At 46.1% G+C, this 18,972-nt stretch carries 17 protein-coding genes; 9 read left to right on the top strand and 8 right to left on the bottom strand.

All coding sequences use genetic code 11. The features are described from left to right. Window positions 1–118: 118 nt before the first annotated feature. Both ACP2WE_RS23475 and ACP2WE_RS23470 read right to left on the bottom strand, forming a co-directional pair. Window positions 119–469: a hypothetical protein gene (locus ACP2WE_RS23475; RefSeq protein WP_425217946.1), complete on the bottom strand. Its 351-nt coding sequence runs from the start codon at window positions 467–469 to the stop codon at window positions 119–121. 84 nt (window positions 470–553) lie between these two features. Then, window positions 554–2,023 carry a polysaccharide deacetylase family protein gene (locus ACP2WE_RS23470; RefSeq protein ID WP_425217945.1) on the bottom strand — a complete coding sequence of 490 codons (1,470 nt, stop codon included), beginning with the start codon at window positions 2,021–2,023 and terminating at the stop codon, window positions 554–556. A 207-nt stretch (window positions 2,024–2,230) separates the two neighbouring features. On the opposite strand from ACP2WE_RS23470, the gene ACP2WE_RS23465 reads away from it, so the two are divergent. From ACP2WE_RS23465 to ACP2WE_RS23450, 4 genes are all read left to right on the top strand, one after another. Further along, complete coding sequence (locus ACP2WE_RS23465) at window positions 2,231–2,800, top strand: hypothetical protein (RefSeq protein WP_425217944.1); 570 nt, start codon at window positions 2,231–2,233, stop codon at window positions 2,798–2,800. A gap of 200 nt (window positions 2,801–3,000) precedes the next feature. Further along, window positions 3,001–3,723, top strand: a complete 723-nt coding sequence (locus tag ACP2WE_RS23460; protein ID WP_425217943.1) for a GUN4 N-terminal ARM-like repeat domain-containing protein — start codon at window positions 3,001–3,003, stop codon at window positions 3,721–3,723. Then, complete coding sequence (gene ispD, locus ACP2WE_RS23455) at window positions 3,723–4,406, top strand: 2-C-methyl-D-erythritol 4-phosphate cytidylyltransferase (RefSeq protein ID WP_425217942.1); 684 nt, start codon at window positions 3,723–3,725, stop codon at window positions 4,404–4,406. Before ACP2WE_RS23460 ends, ispD begins: the two co-directional genes overlap by 1 nt. A 95-nt stretch (window positions 4,407–4,501) precedes the next feature. Then, window positions 4,502–5,176 (top strand): Uma2 family endonuclease, encoded by a 675-nt coding sequence (locus tag ACP2WE_RS23450; RefSeq protein ID WP_425217941.1) that lies wholly within the window; start codon window positions 4,502–4,504, stop codon window positions 5,174–5,176. 27 nt (window positions 5,177–5,203) lie between these two features. On the opposite strand, the gene ACP2WE_RS23445 is transcribed toward ACP2WE_RS23450, so the two are convergent. Then, window positions 5,204–5,656, bottom strand: coding sequence for a peroxiredoxin (locus ACP2WE_RS23445; RefSeq protein ID WP_330481792.1), 453 nt, complete (start codon window positions 5,654–5,656; stop codon window positions 5,204–5,206). A gap of 140 nt (window positions 5,657–5,796) precedes the next feature. On the opposite strand from ACP2WE_RS23445, the gene ACP2WE_RS23440 reads away from it, so the two are divergent. The 3 genes from ACP2WE_RS23440 to ACP2WE_RS23430 all read left to right on the top strand — a co-directional run bounded on the left by ACP2WE_RS23440 (window position 5,797) and on the right by ACP2WE_RS23430 (window position 8,549). Next, window positions 5,797–6,570: a hypothetical protein gene (locus tag ACP2WE_RS23440; protein ID WP_425217940.1), complete on the top strand. Its 774-nt coding sequence runs from the start codon at window positions 5,797–5,799 to the stop codon at window positions 6,568–6,570. Window positions 6,571–6,809: 239 nt separating this feature from the next. Further along, window positions 6,810–7,148: a P-II family nitrogen regulator gene (locus tag ACP2WE_RS23435; protein WP_330481790.1), complete on the top strand. Its 339-nt coding sequence runs from the start codon at window positions 6,810–6,812 to the stop codon at window positions 7,146–7,148. Between the two features lie 84 nt (window positions 7,149–7,232). Continuing rightward, a complete protein-coding gene (locus tag ACP2WE_RS23430) occupies window positions 7,233–8,549 on the top strand; it encodes a PrsW family glutamic-type intramembrane protease (protein ID WP_425217939.1) in 1,317 nt (438 codons plus the stop codon). Window positions 8,550–8,563: 14 nt separating this feature from the next. On the opposite strand, the gene ACP2WE_RS23425 is transcribed toward ACP2WE_RS23430, so the two are convergent. Continuing rightward, complete coding sequence (locus ACP2WE_RS23425; RefSeq protein WP_425217938.1) at window positions 8,564–9,319, bottom strand: hypothetical protein; 756 nt, start codon at window positions 9,317–9,319, stop codon at window positions 8,564–8,566. A gap of 336 nt (window positions 9,320–9,655) precedes the next feature. Between ACP2WE_RS23425 and ACP2WE_RS23420 the strand changes: the two genes are divergently transcribed. Beyond that, a complete protein-coding gene (locus ACP2WE_RS23420) occupies window positions 9,656–11,734 on the top strand; it encodes a D-alanyl-lipoteichoic acid biosynthesis protein DltD (RefSeq protein WP_425217937.1) in 2,079 nt (692 codons plus the stop codon). A gap of 9 nt (window positions 11,735–11,743) precedes the next feature. On the opposite strand, the gene ACP2WE_RS23415 is transcribed toward ACP2WE_RS23420, so the two are convergent. After that, the gene (locus tag ACP2WE_RS23415) at window positions 11,744–13,453 is read right to left on the bottom strand and encodes an ABC transporter substrate-binding protein (protein WP_425217948.1); all 1,710 of its coding nucleotides are present in this window, start codon (window positions 13,451–13,453) and stop codon (window positions 11,744–11,746) included. A gap of 47 nt (window positions 13,454–13,500) precedes the next feature. Between ACP2WE_RS23415 and ACP2WE_RS23410 the strand changes: the two genes are divergently transcribed. Next, window positions 13,501–17,019, top strand: a complete 3,519-nt coding sequence (locus ACP2WE_RS23410; protein ID WP_425217936.1) for a response regulator — start codon at window positions 13,501–13,503, stop codon at window positions 17,017–17,019. Here ACP2WE_RS23410 and cbiQ read toward each other — a convergent pair. From cbiQ to ACP2WE_RS23395, 3 genes are all read right to left on the bottom strand, one after another. Next, window positions 17,007–17,825: a cobalt ECF transporter T component CbiQ gene (gene cbiQ / locus ACP2WE_RS23405; protein WP_425217935.1), complete on the bottom strand. Its 819-nt coding sequence runs from the start codon at window positions 17,823–17,825 to the stop codon at window positions 17,007–17,009. The genes ACP2WE_RS23410 and cbiQ overlap by 13 nt on opposite strands. A 36-nt stretch (window positions 17,826–17,861) precedes the next feature. After that, window positions 17,862–18,212, bottom strand: coding sequence for a PDGLE domain-containing protein (locus ACP2WE_RS23400; protein ID WP_425217934.1), 351 nt, complete (start codon window positions 18,210–18,212; stop codon window positions 17,862–17,864). A 64-nt stretch (window positions 18,213–18,276) separates the two neighbouring features. Next, window positions 18,277–18,966 carry an energy-coupling factor ABC transporter permease gene (locus ACP2WE_RS23395; RefSeq protein WP_425217933.1) on the bottom strand — a complete coding sequence of 230 codons (690 nt, stop codon included), beginning with the start codon at window positions 18,964–18,966 and terminating at the stop codon, window positions 18,277–18,279. Between the last annotated feature and the right edge of the window lie 6 nt (window positions 18,967–18,972).

Below are 18,972 nucleotides of genomic sequence, written 5' to 3'. Positions count from 1 at the left end.
CTTAGGGAAAAGGTAGACCAACTTCTAGCAGAATTAACTCCCCAAGTTATAGCATCGATTACTGGATATCCTTTCATTTTGGAAGCCCTATCTGTTGCCAATATAATTTAAATTGGTATTAGGCTTTACGGTAGAAGCCGCGATCGCAATGAACCAGCAGCGATAGTATTGGAGCAGTGCGATCGGCTGTAAAAATGATGCTCATTGAATTTTGGATTTTTAAGTAATATTCAAAAGCTGATTCGCTGTTAGATTTAGCTCGGGGAAAACATGCGATCGCATGTTTTCCCCGAGCGCGAAACTGCGCCAATTGATACTCGCGATCGACCAAGCCGATAATCTCTTCATGATCGCCAACTGGACGCGCTTCTACGATCTCTCCGTCAATGATTTCATAACGCCTGCCATCCTCGGGATACTGCTCTAGGAACTCCGCCAACGTAAGTAATCTTGATATTGCCTGTACCATCGTTCTCACTAACGCAATTAGAATTCATCGCTCGCCTACTCCAGTAGGGGCAATTCATGAATTGCCCCTACTGGAGGCAATTCGTTACAAGAGCGCTTCGCCGCGACGATAGAGTTCGCGAGCGTAGTCAGTCCAAGTTCCCTGACCCCAATAGCGGAAACAGCTCGTTTGCACCAGTAGGTTATAGAGTAGCGCTTCTTGATAGTCCGATCGCTTGGTCACAGAAGGATCTTGCTGCACCAAGGTATCGTACTTGCCATGGAACTTGGCACTGAGTTGATTCATTGGTTCCAAGACATTCTCATAACCGCGCACCCAGCTCAGATCGTTCGTCCATGAAGCGCCATCCATGTGGAAGCGGCGATCGGTTTGCTTTAACTCCGCGATCGCTTTTTCCACTGCCTCAGGCGTAGAATTATTTGGATCGACGCGTTCCCAAATCTTAGACTGTTGCACGGCTTGGCAGACAGGATAATCATCAGGACTGACACCTGCCGCTTCAATCAGTTCCAAATATTCGGTTCCATTAAAGCCAACCACGCCAGTTTTACCAATTTCTTGCCATACTCTTGGGTAATCGCGGGGGAATTCATTCATCATGACGCCACCATTCTCACCATCAGCAATTTGGGTAACTAGAGAAGGAACTTCAATATTCCCGATTTTCTGCTTTCCTCTACTCTTGGCTTCGTAGTAAGGTTGCATTTGGGCTACCAGCTTGGTATCAGAACCTTGGGTTTTAATCAGTGCCGTAATGCTTATGGTTTCGCTTTTAGAGTTACGTGCGACCAAGCGGTTGGGTACATATTTGTGTTCCTGCCAAATCCCCGAACCATCGAGCCGCTCGATCGAATGCTCTTGGATCATCAACCAGCGATAGCCGCATTCTTTGAGCGCTTTGATATATTCAAACAAAGTGTCGGGGTGGTTGGGCATATGCATCTCAGGCGGCGAGAAACCTTTCACCCGCTTTAGCGCCTCAAACCCAAAGATAGAGGCAAAATATTGCTGCCATGCTTGAATGTGCAGTTTCACATCGGGAATTGGTGTAGAAGGCACGACGGCATGGCTCCACATCGTTCCGAGCCACTCGACATAGGGCTGATATTGGCGATCGCAGGTGATGCGCTTGAGATGGGTAAAAATATCCTCTCTGCCCATTTGCTGTAGTCCCCACAACAAATTGCCTGAGTAATCGAGCATAATGCGAGGATTGCAACCCTGAGCCACGAGATCGGGAATAAACTCGCCCATGCGGCTATAACACCAAGCAAATACACCCGCATTATGATTGTCACCATCGCCTGAATGCTCAAACATATGCTGGAGATTGCAGATCAGTTCTCCATGTGCCCCAGCAGGGATGGTGGGCTGATGCATGTGAAGGGCGCAAGCAAACCCCGATGTAATGTCTTCTAAACGAAGATTTGTGGTAGGTAAAAATACAGGTTCATCTTGCTGAACCAACGAACGAATTTCCTCTTCCCAGCCAGAAATACTTGGCAATCCAGATTTTAGGTCTGGTGAATTGGGAAATGGTGCTGTTGCAATCATATAAACTTCCTTCGCGATTTGCGTTGCTTGCGATTTTGGGTAATGTCACCCCACTCTAAGCTTATGCGCGATCCTATCTCTGATAACGAACGCTTAGGTTTAGAATTACTGATTTTTATGTATATCCCCTTAATATCTGCTTAAAAAGTTTTTACAAAGGAATATAATGATTCTTTAAGATTTTGTTTCTAAGGATGTCAAGCGTTTATGAGTACTAGCAACATAGAAAAAGAAGATACCCCTGAGAAACCAACCCGCCCTGCCACTGCTAAAAGTTCTAAACCAGCTTCTAGCAATAACGCTCAGGACAAAGAAGGTGCTTCTGAAGTCTCAGCGCTAGCAATTCAAGGAGAATCTAAACCAGCTGCAACCGTTGGTAGTTCTAAGGGTGGACTTCAAATTAAGAAAACCGTGCAACATTTTGGCCCACGCCCCATTGGCTCGAGTGGGTTTAAGGTGAGCGAATATTATTCTCAGGCTGGTACGCGACCTATTGGAGAAGGGACTTTACAAATTGTGGAAACCTATGCAATTGGCGGCAGCGATCGCCCGATCACCTCTAGTGGTCTGCAAGTGCTAGAGACATTTTCGTCCGCAGGCATTCGCCCTGTAACCGCAAGCGGTTTGGTAATCGTGGACAAATTTATGTCCTCTGGCGAACGGCCTGTAATGGCAAGTGGACTGGAAATCAGCGATTCCTATGTGGTGATGGGCAATCGCCCTGTTGCCTCTAACACGACCGATGACTCCACCACTTTGATGGGCTTTATTGATTAATTTGATTAATGAATGCTTGCTAGATTTCACACTTAGCGTTCAAATTCTTTGATCCTAAGTTTTAATTCTGATAGGTTAGGCTGGGAGACGATCGCCCAGCCTAATTTATTCGTCTGAATTTTGGTTTGAATTTTAGTTTAAATTTCTAATGCGATCGCTAAATTGGCGAGGAAGTTAAAATTGTTTGATTCTCTTAACCCATGAGCCTTGACCCGAAATTTGATATGAATCTTGCCCCCCCTGATTTGAAGGAATTAAGTGAAAAGCTGGCATCAGGCAAGGAAACATTACAGCTACAAGCCATCCCTGAATTCATGCGTTGCGGAGATGCGGGGATCGAGCAATTAATCGACTTTTTGCGCCAACGTCAAGCCGCCAATATTGAAGTTAGTTATATTGATGGCAAAGCTTACCAGACGCTGATTCAAGCAGACTCATCCAAGGCGAGTGCCCTGCTGCAAACCCATTACCCCAACGGGCTCTTACCGATTCAATCGGAGTCTGGAGTAGACTTTGAGCCATTGCAGACCATGCTTGCCAAACAAGACTTTCAAGCCGCCGATCGCATCACCAGTGAGAAAATGCGCGAGTTGGCTGGCAGTGCTGCTGTCGAACGGGGTTGGCTCTATTTCACCGATGTGAATTTAATTTCTGATGACGATTTAAAAATACTTAACAATTTGTGGCAAGTTTATTCAGAAGGTAAATTTGGCTTTTCGGTACAGCGCAAAATTTGGCTCAGCTTGGGAAAAAACTGGGAAAAGCTGTGGTTACAGATTGGATGGAAAAAAGATGGCTCGTTTACCCGCTATCCCGATGCCTTTACTTGGAACTTGTCTGCCCCCAAAGGTCATTTACCCCTTTCCAACCAAATTCGCGGCAATAAGACCATGCAGATGATTTTTGGGCGCAAGGTGTGGTGATGGCTTGTCACTTACTGATTCCAGCGGCGGGTAGTGGTAAACGCATGGGGGGCGATCGCAACAAGTTACTGATCCCGCTCTTAGAGAAACCAATTCTGCAATGGACGCTAGAAGCGGCGATCGCCTCTGAAGCGATCGCCTGGATTGGTGTGATGGCGCAACCCCACGACTATCCCGAATTTCAAAAAATTTTTAATCGGCTGCATACCACCAAACCGATTCGCCTGATCCAAGGCGGGGCAACGCGTCAGGCTTCCGTATTTAACGGACTGAAAGCTTTACCCACCGAAGGCGATCGCGTCTTAATCCACGACGGAGCCAGATGTTTGGCAACACCCGAATTATTCGATCGCTGCGATGCCTCCTTACGAACGATGCCAGGGTTTATTGCAGCCGTGCCAGTCAAGGACACAATTAAAATTGTCAATGGCAAAACGATTGTCGATACGCCAGACCGCGATCGGCTCTGGGCAGCCCAAACCCCCCAAGGCTTTCAAGTAGATTTGCTTAAAAATGCTCACCTCAAAGCCGTAGAGCTAGGCTGGGAAGTCACGGACGATGCCGCCTTATTTGAAAAGGTGGGATTATCCGTTCAAATTGTCATGGGCGAGGAAACCAATCTTAAAGTTACGACACCCCAAGATTTAGCGATTGCTGAATTTATCCTGAAATCAAGATCCTAATCGAGTTTATGAAGGGGACTAAAGGCAATAGCTCATGAATTTTGTCAGAATGTTATCATGAAGCCTAAATCAAGCCCCTGTGAGGTATTTCCTTCATGATCCTCTCACTGGAAAAATCTAACCCAACTTCGCAAAATCTTCTACAACGCGATGCCACTTGGCAAGATTATGTGGCATGCCGAGATCGCCTCGATCTCGATTGGCGTAAAATAGCATTTCACAAAGGATGGTTATGGGTTGAGATGGGGAAAGAAGGACCAAATCATGCCTCTTTTAGCGACTTACTGACCGCGATTTTCTTTGCTTGGGCATTTCTAAACCCCGAACCCACCATTCAATCCTATGGGCGCTGCTTAATTGAGAAACCAGAAACCCAAGCCTGTGCCCCAGACTTAGTTCTATACAAAGGTGAAAATATTCCCCGTTGGCAAGTCGGCGAGCCACGTCGGATTCTCTTAGACAGAGATCGCCTCCCCGATCTAGTCGGAGAAATTTCAGATACAACCCTCAGTTTAGATCTCGACGAGCAAAAGCAGCTTTATGCCAGTTTAGGCATAGCGGAATATTGGGTGATTGATGTCAAAGGGATGCAGATTTTCGCATTTGGGTTAACCCAAACAGGACTGTATGAAGCGATCGAGATTTCGCAGGTGCTTACCAATCTATCGATCGCACTGGTAGAGCAAACCCTACAGCGATTGGACAAAGAAACAAATACAGCCGCCGCAAATTGGTTTATGCATCGGCTGCAAGATCTCAAACAAGCTTGACGCTTTCTCCTCAAACCCTCCCCAAGTTTATGGCTTTAAGCTACGCAGAGCCACCAAAAGCTCGCTGTCTTCACGCTTAAAGACTGGCAAAAACTCAATATGCTTGTAACGCACGATGCCATGAATATCGATGATAAAGTAAGCGCGCTTGCTGCCAAAGAGACCCGCCACCCCATATTTTTGGCTGACTTCCCTATTGCGATCGCTCAGCAGAGGAAATTGCAGCCCTAGTTTTTTAGAAAACTCAATATGTTTCTCGATCGGATCGGTACTGATCCCCAAAATTTCGGCACCCGATTCGCGGAATTTTGTCCAGTCGTCTGCAAAGCATTGCATCTCGCTCGTACAAACAGGGGTAAAATCCCCAGGGTAGAATGCCAATACCACATTGGTTTTGCCCTCATAGCGACTGAGCGTAATATCGCCGCGATCGCTTGGCAAAGTAAAATCTGGAGCTTTTTGTCCTATTTCGGCTGACATGAAATTTTCGTGCTATTTTTACAATGTTAACTTCAAACCCTAACAGGTAAGAAACTCGTTAATTTAAGAATCATCTTAGCAATCTCAGACAAACCGATCATAATTAAATTAGAAAGCTAATTTTAAAACTGGCAAATCTTATGTCCAAGGCACATCAGACAGAAAACCTCAATATTGAGCTTGCTTCTGACCTGTATGAAGCCCTACAAGGTAAGGCTCAGTTATTGGGAAAAACGACTACAGATCTTATAGAGAAAGGTTTACGACTACTATTAGAGCAGTCTCTTTTAGAGGAATCATTTCTCGAACAATCGTTTTTCCAGCAATCTCGATCTGAACCACCTCTCACATTACAGACGCAGCTAGAGCGCACAATCCAAACCCGTTTTAGCACGCTCGAAAAACAATTAGAAAATTACGTCAATGTCTTAGTGGAGCAGCGTCTCAAGCATGAAGGATTTTCACAAATCAAGTTAGACCTAGCCAGCAACACCGCCGCGATCGCCACAATTCAAACTCAGATACAAACCTTAAACCAAACGCCAATTTCTAAACAATGGCGATCTCAGACGACACCCTCTTCACAAACAGGCTCTCTGCAAACCGACACAAGGGCATTCTCAGAGCGGGAATCCGAGTTTGGGAAGGCTGAGCCTACTTCACCTGAAACACTACCAAAGAGTCAGACACAGGGACTAGAATCGCAGTCAAGCTATCTTGCACCCACTATTCGCCAGTTGCAGGTTGGGGATCTCGTGCAAATTCGCGATCCTGATAGCCCTCACTACATGGAAAAATTACGTTTGACCAAAGTTAGTTTAATCAGAGCCAGCATTCAAACCGAAACAGGCGAACATACTTATTTAAAACGCGATCTGCGCTTTGTCCAGTCGGAGGACAGTCCTGAAAGTTGAAAAGTCCTGAAAATCGAAAAATTGCCTTTGACCCCTGCGATCGCGCTATAAAGCTATATAAATTCTCTTGTTTAAACCTGTACAGAGCGATCGCGAATGCAGTAGCATCGATAACTAATACCCGTAAATGTTTTAGCTTATACTGAACAAAACTCAAGATCTGTAAATAGTATCTTGAGTTACAAATATCTACAGCTAATTCGGTGTAAAGAATTGCTATACGCAATGGAGGAGTTAATTTGAAAAAGGTTGAGGCAATCATTCGTCCTTTCAAGCTAGATGAAGTCAAAATTGCTCTAGTCAACGCTGGAGTAGTCGGTATGACTGTATCTGAAGTACGCGGTTTCGGTCGTCAGAAAGGACAAACAGAGCGTTATCGTGGCTCAGAATATACTGTTGAGTTTCTGCAAAAACTCAAGGTTGAAATCGTCGTAGAAGACGATCAGGTGGATATGGTAGTCGAGAAAATTATCTCTGCTGCTCGTACTGGTGAAATCGGCGATGGCAAGATCTTTATTGCTCCTGTCGAACAGATTGTCCGTATCCGTACTGGGGAGAAAGATCTTGAAGCTGTCTAAGCTTCCTTCCTTCTAAGGTTAGAATATTATACAAATCATTACTCTTCTTGCTATTAAGCAGAAGAGTTTTTTGTCATTGGGCAAATGGCGATATTGAAAGCATCACTACGACAACTATCACGCACAAATCCGCAGGCACAGACCGTGTTTGCCTTAACAGATCGCTCCTCGATCGTGGGTAGAGACCCTAAATGTGAAATTGTGGTTGACTCTAGTTCTTTTGTTTCCGTTTCTCGACGACATGCAGAAATTAGACCTTTATTCAAATCTTTTAACGGCACATCGATTCTGAGTGGCTGGGAAATTTGCGATTTAGATAGTGCCAATGGCACCTATATTAACAAGCGGCGTTTACTCGGATGTCAGGTTTTGCAGCATGGCGATCGGATTCGCCTGACTCAAGATGGTCCTGACTACGAAGTTGTCTTTGAACGCGAATTTGAGGATGCTGGCTTAGAAACCGTCATTGCAGGTGATCGGTCAACTTTGCAGCCTATTTCTCAAATTACCAATCTAACGCTCAGCCAGTTAATTCCTATTTTTTCCAACGGGAGTGATTTACTGCACAAAGCCTATCTCGTTCCTGTGATAGGGACGGTAATCTTTGTCGTGCTGATGTTTGCCTCACTAAGGCAACCGATATATTTCAATCTAACTCTTTCTATTTATCTCAGTATTGCTGCCTATTATTTTGTCTATCAACTTTGTGGCAAGTCTAAACCTTGGTGGGTTTTGCTTGCAGCAATGATTGTAACCCTGCTGATTTTGAGTAGCCCCATTCTAGATCTATTCATCTGGGTGTTTCGCGATCTACTGCCGGGAAAAATACCTACAGGACAAGTTAGCTTTTTGAGCGTATTGGTTGCTATGTTCTTTGGAGCAGGCTTGATGGAAGAATTGCTCAAAGCTATCCCCATTTTTATGGCATGGTTGGTAGGCTCGCGATTGCGTTCCCCTTGGCGATCGCGGGTGGGAGTTCGAGAGCCTCTAGATGGCATTTTATTAGGGGCTGCCAGTGCGGTTGGGTTTACTCTATTCGAAACTCTGGGGGACTATGTGCCCAGTATCATACAGAGCGTATCTGCTCAGTCTGGCAATTCTAATCTCGGGGAACTGACTGGTCTACAGCTATTAATTCCGAGGGTGCTGGGTTCTGTGGCAGGGCATATTGCCTACAGTGGCTATTTTGGCTATTTTATTGGGCTGAGCATGCTCAAACCCTCAAAGCGCTGGCAGATTATTGCGATCGGCTATCTCAGTGCTGCCTTTCTTCATGCTCTATGGAATGCGATCGCGCTGTTTAATTTTTGGCTCTTGGCGATCGTGGGTGGTCTGTCCTATGCTTTCTTAGCCGCAGCAGTTTTGAAAGCCCGAACATTTTCCACTAGCCCCAGAGTTTAGTCCTGCATGAATTCTCAAGAGGTTTTAAAGAACCGAATAATTTCTCGGACGTGATCGAGAAACTGACCATCGCTGCTGAGTTGAGCGATCGCCTGTTGAGCCTCCCTAGAGAGACGTTCGTGATCTTGGTTGTTCACGGCGCGGAGTTCCTCAAATATGGCGGAGAGTCGGGCGACATCTTTTCGCGTTTCTTCCCAGTGTTGCTGTTGTTTGGCTGCCCAAGAATAGGGCTGCTCTTCATTCAGTTGTTCTTCTAGTCGTTGGACTGCCCCTTCTAAATTGGCAAAACGACTGCGTAACTCCATCACATCTTCACGGGGATAGACAATCTGAGCGCTAATCATGGCGAGGCGACTGGCTAGATATTCATAGGTACTGATCGCAGGGCGCAGGATCGTTAACAACAGCGCTGCGATCGCGCCGAAATAACCAATGCTACTAATGCCACTAGCGGCAAGTATATACAGCACCAAAGCAGAAATGCCATGCAAGGCGATTGCCGCGATTAACGAACGATCTGCCAAGGTTTTGGCATAGTCAAGTTGTTTGCGATCGAGCGGTATGCCCCTTTCTTGAGAAATCTCTGCCTCAATTAAAACCTTCTTGGCTTTGAAATGAATATTCCAAGGAACGGTGACAATAATCAAAAGCCAGATAAAAATGCTGCCACCTACGACCCAATCCATAAAGCTTCCCAAAGAGAAATGAAGCCACTGCGATAGACCAAAGGCAGCTAGCAGTAACACAACAAACCCAAATAACCAATTCATAAATCTTGAATCCATATCCTGTAAAGCCTCAGCGATTCCGAAACACTTCGATCGTGGTCTTTATCATGGGCGATCGCTCGAGGCTAGGTTTGCTGTGCTGTGACGCTTTTCGATCTGGCATATCAAAAATTAGGCTTAGCACGCAGCTTGTAAGCGATTCACGTAGCTGAAATATTGCCTTAAATCTGTTGTAGTCTTTAGCTCTTAAACTGATGCCCGATCGCTTTTTGTCAGAAAAAGATCGCCGATCGCCTGAGTTAATGTAATAATCATGGCAATTTTTATAGCTACGGGCTAGTAGCTGGTGTTGAGGGGTGTAAAATTCTGGTGGAATGAATGCAAGTAATGGGTCGCAATGCTGAATTACCTGTGGATACTTTAGAGGATGTTCCAGCCGCTACAGAAGTAGCTCAACAGACGTCGGAACATGGGGAAAATGCAGTTCGGGCTACCGCTCTGGAGGATGGTTCAGGAGCGACCCCAAAAACGAATACTGCAACGCCCATAGAGACAAACCAAAATCCGCAACTCCGCGATCAGTTTTGGGAGTTGGAAGAACTCAAAATTACTCAGGCAAAGCAAAAAGAGGACTGCCTTTATTTGCATTGTCAGTCAGATCGACCACGCAAGATTTTACAAGCGATCGCACCCAATTCTCAGGCACTATCGTCTTCTGTAATGTTTGCTGAGGGTGTCAGACGCGTTAAGCTTCATGGGAAGGGTTGGGCCTTGGGGGTAGATTTGCCGATCGATCATGCGGCGCTACTTGCTGCCGAGATTATTGAGTGTTTGCGACAAGATCCCAAAACAAAGCAGACTGCGCTCAAAGTATTACTGCACCAAAGTTGCCTCAATATCCTCTGTGAATGCCAAGCTGCGATTCCACAGGCGATCATGGCTTTGCCCATTCTCAGTGCCCTGCGCCAAACGAGACCCTCTGATTATTTACAATCTGTCACTGTCAGCAGTAGAACGATCGGACAAAAATTACCTAATTGGTCGTTTGAGATCGATCTACTTGCGATCGGAATTGTCCCCCCCAGCGATCGCCCCGACCTCTTATCAGCAACCTCTGAAGAAGATTCCGACAATGGAGAGGCAAGCGAGGGCGAGGAGGAGAGAGAGTCATCTGTCGTTATGACCTACGGCTTATCTGTTCTCAAATATCTGTTTGTAGGTAAATGGTTGTTTACCAATCAGCCTAGGGCTCTCACGCCGATCGTTTGTCTCTCTAGTCTAGTGGTCGGTGTAATGGGAACCTTCGTTCTAGATCGGACTTTATTTAATTATGCACAGCCTCACGCTCAGCTTAAAAAACAAGTTCAGAGCAGTGCGGTAGAGCTAAAAGGCAATCGCCTGACCGATCGCCCCAAACTAAATTTTCAGATCGATCTGCTCAACGACAAGTTGGCACTGATCGACTGGTATATCTCGGCGCAACGCCGCCCACCTGATGTCTTGATTATGGGAAGCTCTCGCGCTTTAAGAGGAGTCGAGCCGACGATTTTAGAGCAGTCGCTCGCACAAAATGGCTATAAGGGTGTAAGTGTATTTAATTTTGGCGTAAATGGTGCTACGGCAAAGGTCGTCAACCTACAACTTGCCGAAATCTTGTCGTCACAGCAACTGCCGCGAATGATTATCTGGGCAGATGGTGTCAGAGCGTTTAATAGCAACCGCGCCGATATTACCTATGATGAAATTTCCACATCCCCTGGATACAAACAATTACAGGTCAGCCGTAAATCGCCAGATACTTCTGGCGATGGGAAGTCTGAGCAGATCGATCGCGCTTCTAATAAAGATTTAGATGGCGATAAGCCCGTTACCCCACTTGGCAAGATGTTCCATGCCATTCTGGACAGTTATCCCCAGAAGCAACTAGTCCGCACCTCACTAGTCAAGGGGTTTGAACAATCGACCCTGTTGTTTAGCAATCGCAGAGAACTGCTTAGAGCCGCTCAACCCAACCGATCTGCCGAAATGGATTCAAAAGGCTTTGTGGGTTTTGATGTCACCTTCGATCCTAAAACCTACTTCCAAAACCACCCACAGGTCTCTGGTGACTACGATCTAGACTATCGAGATTTTAATCTCAATGGCAAACAGATGGAATCATTTACGGCTGTTTCAGAATTTTGCCGCCAGCATAATATTCAACTGGTGTTTGTGAATTTGCCTTTACACAATGTCTATCTCGACCCGACGCGATCGCGCTATGAATCGCTTTTTAGCAGCCGTATGCGCGATCTCTCAACGCAATTGAATTTCACCTATATCGATCTGAGTCAAACATGGCGCAATCAAGCCGCACTTTTTTCTGACCCCAGTCACCTCAACCGACAGGGTGCGATCGCGGTGGCAAAGGAACTCGCCAGCAATTCACAAATTCGCTGGAAGTCTGCAAGCTATTAATCAACGCTTCTATTTGGCAACCGTGGCGAAGGACTCCACACCCAGTGGGCTGGGAATCCAACCTGTGACAGCTTTGCGTTTTGCTAAGAGAGGTTGGGAATGCACGATTGGAATTCGCACCGCCTCGCGATAGAGAATCTCATCGACTTCCGCATAGACTTGCGCTCTCTCTTTGATGTCCGCGATCGCACGTCCTCGATCTAATAGCTGAATCAATCGTTCCTGTTTCCATCCTCCCAAATCGTTGGTAGAATTTGCGGCGAAGTGAGGATAGTAGAAGTTATCTGGATCGCCATAGTCAGCAGTCCAGCCCATCATATAGGACTGAAATCCAGGAGCTTTGTTACGATCGTTGAGATAGGCGGCCCAATCTTTGGTCTTTAAACTGACTCGAATGCCTACCGCACTCAGATCGGCGGCAAATGCCTCTGCGATCGGCTTGGGCGTAGGGAAATAGGGGCGCGAAACGGGCATATACCAAAGTTCCAAATCAAAGCCATTGGCATAGCCTGCTTCGGCTAAGAGTTGTTTCGCTTTTTGAGGGTTGTATTCATAATCTCCCAGTTTTGAAGACCGCGCCCAAGCTAAGGAAGGGGGTAAAAAATGGCTGTCACTGATGCCCAAATCGCCCCAAAAGGCTTTGACGATCGCTTTGCGATTGATGGCTTGGGCGATCGCCATTCTCACCTTTGGGTTAGACAAAGGCTGATAGCTGGGATTGAGTGCCAAATAGCCCACATTAAATGAAGGGCGGGCAACGACATCGAGATTAGAGTCGCTGAGAATTTCAGCCCTCTGATCGGGTGCGAGATCGACGGTGAAATCGAGCTGAGTTGCCCGCAGTTGCGCCAAACGTGCCGCAGGATCGGTGACAAAACGCATAACCAGTTGCTCGGATTTAGGCAAATCTTTTTGCCAGTAATTGGGATTCTTCACAAAGGCAATCCGATCGCCCGTACGCCACTCCTTGAGTCGGAAGGCTCCCGTTCCAACGGCAATTGAATTCGCATCGCTATTACTGGCAACACCGTAACTTGCCCCCATCTGTTGGATGGCTTTGGGACTCGCAATGCCAAAATAATTAGAGGCGATCGCCGTAGGGAAAGCGGCAAAGGCTTGATTTAGGGTGAATTTCACCGTATTGCGATCGACGGCTTCCACTTCCTTTAGTAAAGATTCAGGTTCTCCCTTAAAACCGCCAAAGAGGTCTTTCCAAATCTCGTAGTTCTTGCCAGCATTGCGAAAACCTTGGGGATGTTGCGGATCCCACCAACGTTCCACATTAAATTTCACCGCAGCCGCATCAAAATCGCTACCATCATGAAACTTAACTCCCTGAAGCAACTTAAATGTCCAAACCTTCCCATCTTCTGAGCCAGTCCATGATTCAGCCAGTGAAGGTTCTAACTCTACCGTGCCATCTTTAAAGGCAATCAAGCGATCGTAAATCTGTTGCTGCGCGATCGCCGAATTTCCGTCTATAAAATTTCCTGGTTCCAAGTTCACAGGCTGACCACCTGAGCCGTAAACCAATACCCCAACATTGGCAGTGTTACCATTAGATGAGTCACTTCGGGAAGGGCTTATATATTGATTAGTAGGCTGACAATTCGCTACAATCAAACCGCAAACTATAGCAACGCACCAGAAGCCCAATCGCCATTTTCGTTCCTGCCTACTTCTGAGCCAATTTCTTTGCCAATTTTTTAGTAATCCCATAATGATGTATGCCTGCTGAATTTGCCGAACGCGATCGCTAAACACAAATGTACAACTTGAAGCTACCTGTGGGAAATAAATGGCATCTACGATCTATTTCAATTGGTGTCGTTGGTTCTATTGCCACCTTAGCTGTATGTCAAGGGCTAAAAATGCAGGAGCGAGAACAACTTACGCAAATTCTCCATCAGCAGGTTTCCACAACCAAAACCGTATTGACCGATCAGCTAAATTCCCGCATTTCAATCTTGGAGGGAATGGTAGATCACTGGGAGGAATACGATAACAGGTCGCAGGCAGTTTGGGAAAAAGAAGCAGAAATTACCTTGAAAAGACTGGCTGGTTATCAATCTATTCAGTGGGTGGATAAAGATCTTCATCTTCTTTGGAGTGTTAAAGAGGGCGGTTGGAATCTATTGGGGCTTGATGCGACTTCAGTCGTAAATTTTCGCAAGGAATTTCTATCCGCGCAAGAGTCTCAAGCAATTGTGACCAGTCGTTTTGTTGCCCCTCAATCGAACGAGCAGAAATTACTTGCGATCTTTCCCATCTTCGATCAAAAGACAAAAATGATTGAAGGCTATATTATTGGGGTGTATAATCTTCGGCTTCTAATTGACACGATTCTTATACAGCAAAATCTTGAGAACTATGAGATTGCTATCTTTGATCGGGAAAGTTTTCTGTATCGACGCAACTCTACGCTATCCTCACAACGTCTGAGCGAGTTGTCAGAAGAGACAGAAATTAATTTTCGGAATACAAGGTTAAAAGTCAAGCTCTGGCTGACCTTCTCGTCCCTAGAACAACAGCAGTCTTACTCTTTTTGGGTGATTGCCTTTAGTGGTCTATCGATCGCTTGGATCTTAGCACTGGCGGTCTATTTTGCTGAAACTGCCAAGCAACGCCTACAAAACCTAGAAAGAGAATCTCAAGAACGAGAACGCGTAGAATTAGATTTACGAGAAAGTGAAAAACGCTTTCATAGTATGGCAGATATTGCCCCTGTAATGCTATGGATTGCTGATACCAAAGGTTTCTGTACCTTCTTTAACCTAACTTGGCTAAACTTCACAGGGCGATCGCTCGAGCAAGAAATTGGGGAGGGTTGGACAGAAAGCGTTCACCCGCACGATCTAGAGCGTTGCTTGTATGTTTACAGTTTCTCTTCGCAAAATCAACAACGCTTTCAGATGGAATACCGCTTGCGCCGATTTGATGGGGAATATTGTTGGGTACTGAGTACAGGCGTGCCTCGCTATGCCTCTGATGGTAGGTTTATGGGCTATATTGGCTCTTGCCTCGATATTACCGATATTCGAGAAGCTCAAGCTACATCACAGCGGGAATTTCAAAGTGTCTTATTACTCAAACAAATTACTCAAGAGATTCGCCAAAGTCTCAATCGCGAACAGATTTTTGCAACAGCCGCACTGCAAATCGGGCAGGTCTTTGGTTGCAGCCGCTGCTTGATTCGTGCCTATCTTGATGACCCTTTACCGCAAATTCCACTAGTTTCAGAATATTTAGAGGAGGGGTGTTCATCCATGCATGGCATCGATTTCCCTACAACTGGGAATCCTCATTTAGAACTTCTGCTCAGTCAAGATCAAGCGATCGCGACTTATAATGTTTATACCGATCCCTTACTCGAAAAAACGAGATCGATATGCGAACGAATTGGCTTAAAGTCTATGTTAGCGGTTCGGACTTCCTATCAAAATAAAACCAATGGGGTGATTGCGCTACACCAATGCGATCGCCACCGCCAATGGACATCCAGTGAAATCGAACTCCTTGAAGCGATCGCGGCCCAAATGGGCATTGCGATCGCTCAATCTGACCTCTTAGAAAAGGAAACCCGCCAACGGAAAACCCTCGCTGCCAATATTCTCGCCTTAGAACGGGCAAAACTGGAAGCTGAGTCTGCCAATCGTGCTAAGAGTGATTTTTTGGCAATCATGAGCCACGAAATTCGTACGCCCATGAATGCTGTGATTGGCATGACAGGGTTGCTGCTCGACACACCCCTCACAGCCGATCAACAGGAATTTACCGAAACGATTCGCAACAGTAGCGATGCACTTTTAACGATCATCAATGACATTTTAGACTTCTCTAAAATTGAGTCAGGTAAGCTAGATCTCGAAGAACAAGCTTTTAATCTTAGAACCTGTGTAGAAAGCGCAGTCGAGTTGCTGGCTTCTAGAAGTTTGGAAAAAAGAATTGAACTGGCTTACTGGATTAGTCCTGATGTACCCTCTCATATTATGAGCGATGTCACGCGACTGCGCCAAATTCTCGTCAACTTACTCAGTAATGCCGTCAAGTTCACCACCTCTGGAGAGGTTATCCTCGCGGTTGAAGTTTTATCCGTCGTTAATGAAGTTTTCAATATTCGTTTTGCGATTAAAGATACGGGAATTGGGATCGACAGCGATCGCCTCGATCGCCTGTTTAAACCTTTTAGCCAAGCTGATAGCTCAATTACGCGGCAATATGGTGGAACTGGCTTAGGCTTGGTAATCTGCCAACGTCTCAGTGCCATGATGGGAGGGCGGCTTTGGGTTGAAAGTCAGGGTGTAGTTGGTGGTGAACCTCCTTCCAATGATGGTAAGAAGACAATCTCACCATTTAACACGCTATCCTTGAATGCTGCTAGAGGTTCTACGTTCTATTTCACGATTCAGACAAAGGCGGTTCCTGCATTTGCCTCCATCGATCCTGCGATCTCTTCTTTGCACGAATTGGCTGGCAAGCAATTATTGATTGTCGATGACAATGCCACAAATCTAAGGATTTTAAGTTTACAGGTGCAGGCATGGAATATGGTTGCCCATGCGGTTGATTCTGGAGCCAAGGCACTGGAGCTGTTATCACAAGATCGTAAATTTGATGTCGTAATTCTCGACATGCAGATGCCTGAAATGGATGGAATGACCTTAGCTAAAGCCATTCGCAGGCTGCCTAAAGGCGACAGTCTTCCATTGGTCATGCTAACTTCCTTAACCAAGTCTGATATTCCAGATCTGGCTGCGGTCAACTTTGCGGCTTGCCTGAATAAACCGATCAAACAATCACAACTCTACGATCTGCTGAGTAATATTTTGGCAAGTCAGCCAATTAAAGTTGGAGTTCCATCTCAGCTTCCAGTCCTAGAAAACGATCTAGCAGAAAAATATCCCTTACGCATTCTTATGGCAGAAGACAACTTGGTAAATCAAAAGGTGGGCTTGCGTTTGTTGGCTCGTATGGGCTATCGGGCAGATGTTGCAGGAAATGGCTTGGAAGTGTTAGATGCACTAAGACGACAACCCTATGATGTCGTGTTAATGGATATGCAAATGCCTGAAATGGATGGATTAACGGCTACGCGCATGATTCTTGAGGAATGGAATCAAACGGAACGACCTCGGATTATTGCTATGACTGCGAATGCGATGCAAGGCGATCAGGCGAAATGTTTAGAGGCGGGAATGAATGATTACATCAGCAAACCCGTGCATGTCGAGGAATTGGTACGCGCTTTAAGCCAATGTAAACCATTGGGAACTTATCCCACATAAATCAACTGCCCAATTAGCGCGATCGTCACAGTTCCAATAACCGTAAGCAGATCCTGTAATCCAGGGGCTTGAACTTCCTCAATTGGTGGAATCTCTCGCAATCCTCGTGACAGCATGGCTTGATAAATTCGTTCTCCGCGATCGTAGGTGCGAACGAACATCACGCCAATCATATTGCCAATGACCTGACGTTGCCACGCGCGTTGTTGGGCATTCCCACGCCATAGTTTATGACTGGCAAAGTTTCGCGAAGCGGCTGCCCTTCTCATCGCGTTAAATTCTTCAATTAAAACGCTGAGATAGCGATGCATAGATGCCAAAATCGCCACCAGCAGAGATGGCACTCGCAGCACGCGCAAAGCATGGAGGAGCATCGGTACAGAGGTCGTCATCGTTAAAATATTGAGAACGAGCAGGGATAGAAACGCTTTAAGTGCGACGCTCCCCAATATGGTCAAACCTTGGGTTGTAATCTGCAACCATCCCCAAGCCCAGACGACTTCACCACCTTTTTGAAACAAGGTTCCTAAAAGCACCACCCCAATAAAGGATGACTCGATCGCCAAACGCTGTAAAAGTTTCAGCAACTTCACCCTACTGAGTGGGACGACCGCGCTCAGCCAAACTCCATAAAATAGCCATGTCCACCAGTGTCCATTGGGAGTTAAGGCGATCGCAAAAACTGTCAGAAACACACAAAAGACTCTTGTGGGTGGTGTGAGATATTTCCAAGAAGCGATCGGCAGATTGCTGGTCTGGCTCTCTTCGGTATTTAGATGAGATGCACCAATATGCAGCAATAGCATGAGCTTAAGCCTTTAGAACGATCGCTTGCGAACACCCTATTCAACAGGTCGATCGGGGCGATCTGCTGCGATCGTCGCATCTTTACCCCGTACTGTTAGTTTCCCAATGCCCAAGGCAATGCCAAATGTGGTTAACGTGCCAATTAAGCCAGCGATCGCTGTCGCAACTTTCTCATCGGGAATACCTTTTACGGAATATTCTTCAAATATGGCACGGAAGGGTAACTGTTTGGCTGCTGTATTCTCTGCGGCTTTTTCTTCAAACTTTAGATCTTTAGAGACTCGATCTAGACCATCAGGATCTTTACTGGCAAAGGGAGATAAGAAGATCGCGATCGTTAATGCCACACCAAGTCCTGCTAGGGCAAAAATATGATTTTTTTTCATGATCGGAAAAAAGGTAAGAAGGAATAGAAAGATAGGGATTCAGTGCTTAGAGATAGATTCCAAATTATTCATTTTCAATAGCCAATGGACGATCGTAGAGTAAGTCAGGACGAGTACGCCAAATGAAACTGAGCGCAGCTAGGGTAATCAGGGCTTCACCAATACCGATAATTAAATGCCAAGACACCATCGCTACAAATGCTACGGCGAGCGGCACTGTCTCCGAAAAGCCTAATTCCAAAGCAACTAGGATGGATGCAAACACGATACTCGTCCAAGAGGCGATCGCGACCCCAAGGCTCATGCCATACCAAGTGTTTCGACCAAACAAAAAGCGAATAGTGCGATAGAGGTAATAGCCCCCAAATGTGCCAATTAAGCCCATATTCACGACATTGGCTCCTAAGACGGTCAGACCACCATCTTGGAACATCACTGACTGCACGATAAAGACAACAGCCATCACCAAAGAGCCAGCCCAAGGACCTAGCAATGCTCCTGCCAATGTACCGCCCAGTAAATGCCCTGATGTCCCACCAGGGATCGGGAAGTTAATCATTTGGGTGGCAAAGATAAATGCCGCACATACGCCCATCAAGGGTACAGTGCGTTCTTGAGATTCGGCTTGTACCTTTACCAATGCCAGCGCAATCAAGGCGATCGCGATCGCCCAAGTCACCAGACTGACGGGTAAACTCAAAAATCCATCTGGGATATGCATCGCCAGATGGATCGAAAATGCAGGATGAAACATTTCTAC

The organism is Tumidithrix helvetica PCC 7403 (assembly GCF_965232925.1).
GTDB lineage: Bacteria > Cyanobacteriota > Cyanobacteriia > Pseudanabaenales > Pseudanabaenaceae > Tumidithrix > Tumidithrix helvetica.
Note: the sequence above shows the minus strand (reverse complement) of the source record. Positions and strands in the feature narration are given on the sequence as shown.

Bases quoted from the DNA above. Each gene is read 5' to 3' on its own strand.
- ACP2WE_RS23425 (WP_425217938.1), bottom strand. From the start codon at position 9,319: ATGAATTGGTTATTTGGGTTTGTTGTGTTACTGCTAGCTGCCTTTGGT.
- ACP2WE_RS23395 (WP_425217933.1), bottom strand. From the start codon at position 18,966: ATGTTTCATCCTGCATTTTCGATCCATCTGGCGATGCATATCCCAGAT.
- ACP2WE_RS23465 (WP_425217944.1), top strand. From the start codon at position 2,231: ATGAGTACTAGCAACATAGAAAAAGAAGATACCCCTGAGAAACCAACC.
- ACP2WE_RS23460 (WP_425217943.1), top strand. From the start codon at position 3,001: ATGAGCCTTGACCCGAAATTTGATATGAATCTTGCCCCCCCTGATTTG.
- ispD (WP_425217942.1), top strand. From the start codon at position 3,723: ATGGCTTGTCACTTACTGATTCCAGCGGCGGGTAGTGGTAAACGCATG.
- ACP2WE_RS23440 (WP_425217940.1), top strand. From the start codon at position 5,797: ATGTCCAAGGCACATCAGACAGAAAACCTCAATATTGAGCTTGCTTCT.
- ACP2WE_RS23400 (WP_425217934.1), bottom strand. From the start codon at position 18,212: ATGAAAAAAAATCATATTTTTGCCCTAGCAGGACTTGGTGTGGCATTA.
- cbiQ (WP_425217935.1), bottom strand. From the start codon at position 17,825: ATGCTATTGCTGCATATTGGTGCATCTCATCTAAATACCGAAGAGAGC.
- ACP2WE_RS23450 (WP_425217941.1), top strand. From the start codon at position 4,502: ATGATCCTCTCACTGGAAAAATCTAACCCAACTTCGCAAAATCTTCTA.
- ACP2WE_RS23470 (WP_425217945.1), bottom strand. From the start codon at position 2,023: ATGATTGCAACAGCACCATTTCCCAATTCACCAGACCTAAAATCTGGA.
- ACP2WE_RS23415 (WP_425217948.1), bottom strand. From the start codon at position 13,453: ATGGGATTACTAAAAAATTGGCAAAGAAATTGGCTCAGAAGTAGGCAG.
- ACP2WE_RS23475 (WP_425217946.1), bottom strand. From the start codon at position 469: ATGGTACAGGCAATATCAAGATTACTTACGTTGGCGGAGTTCCTAGAG.
- ACP2WE_RS23410 (WP_425217936.1), top strand. From the start codon at position 13,501: ATGTACAACTTGAAGCTACCTGTGGGAAATAAATGGCATCTACGATCT.
- ACP2WE_RS23430 (WP_425217939.1), top strand. From the start codon at position 7,233: ATGGCGATATTGAAAGCATCACTACGACAACTATCACGCACAAATCCG.
- ACP2WE_RS23445 (WP_330481792.1), bottom strand. From the start codon at position 5,656: ATGTCAGCCGAAATAGGACAAAAAGCTCCAGATTTTACTTTGCCAAGC.
- ACP2WE_RS23420 (WP_425217937.1), top strand. From the start codon at position 9,656: ATGCAAGTAATGGGTCGCAATGCTGAATTACCTGTGGATACTTTAGAG.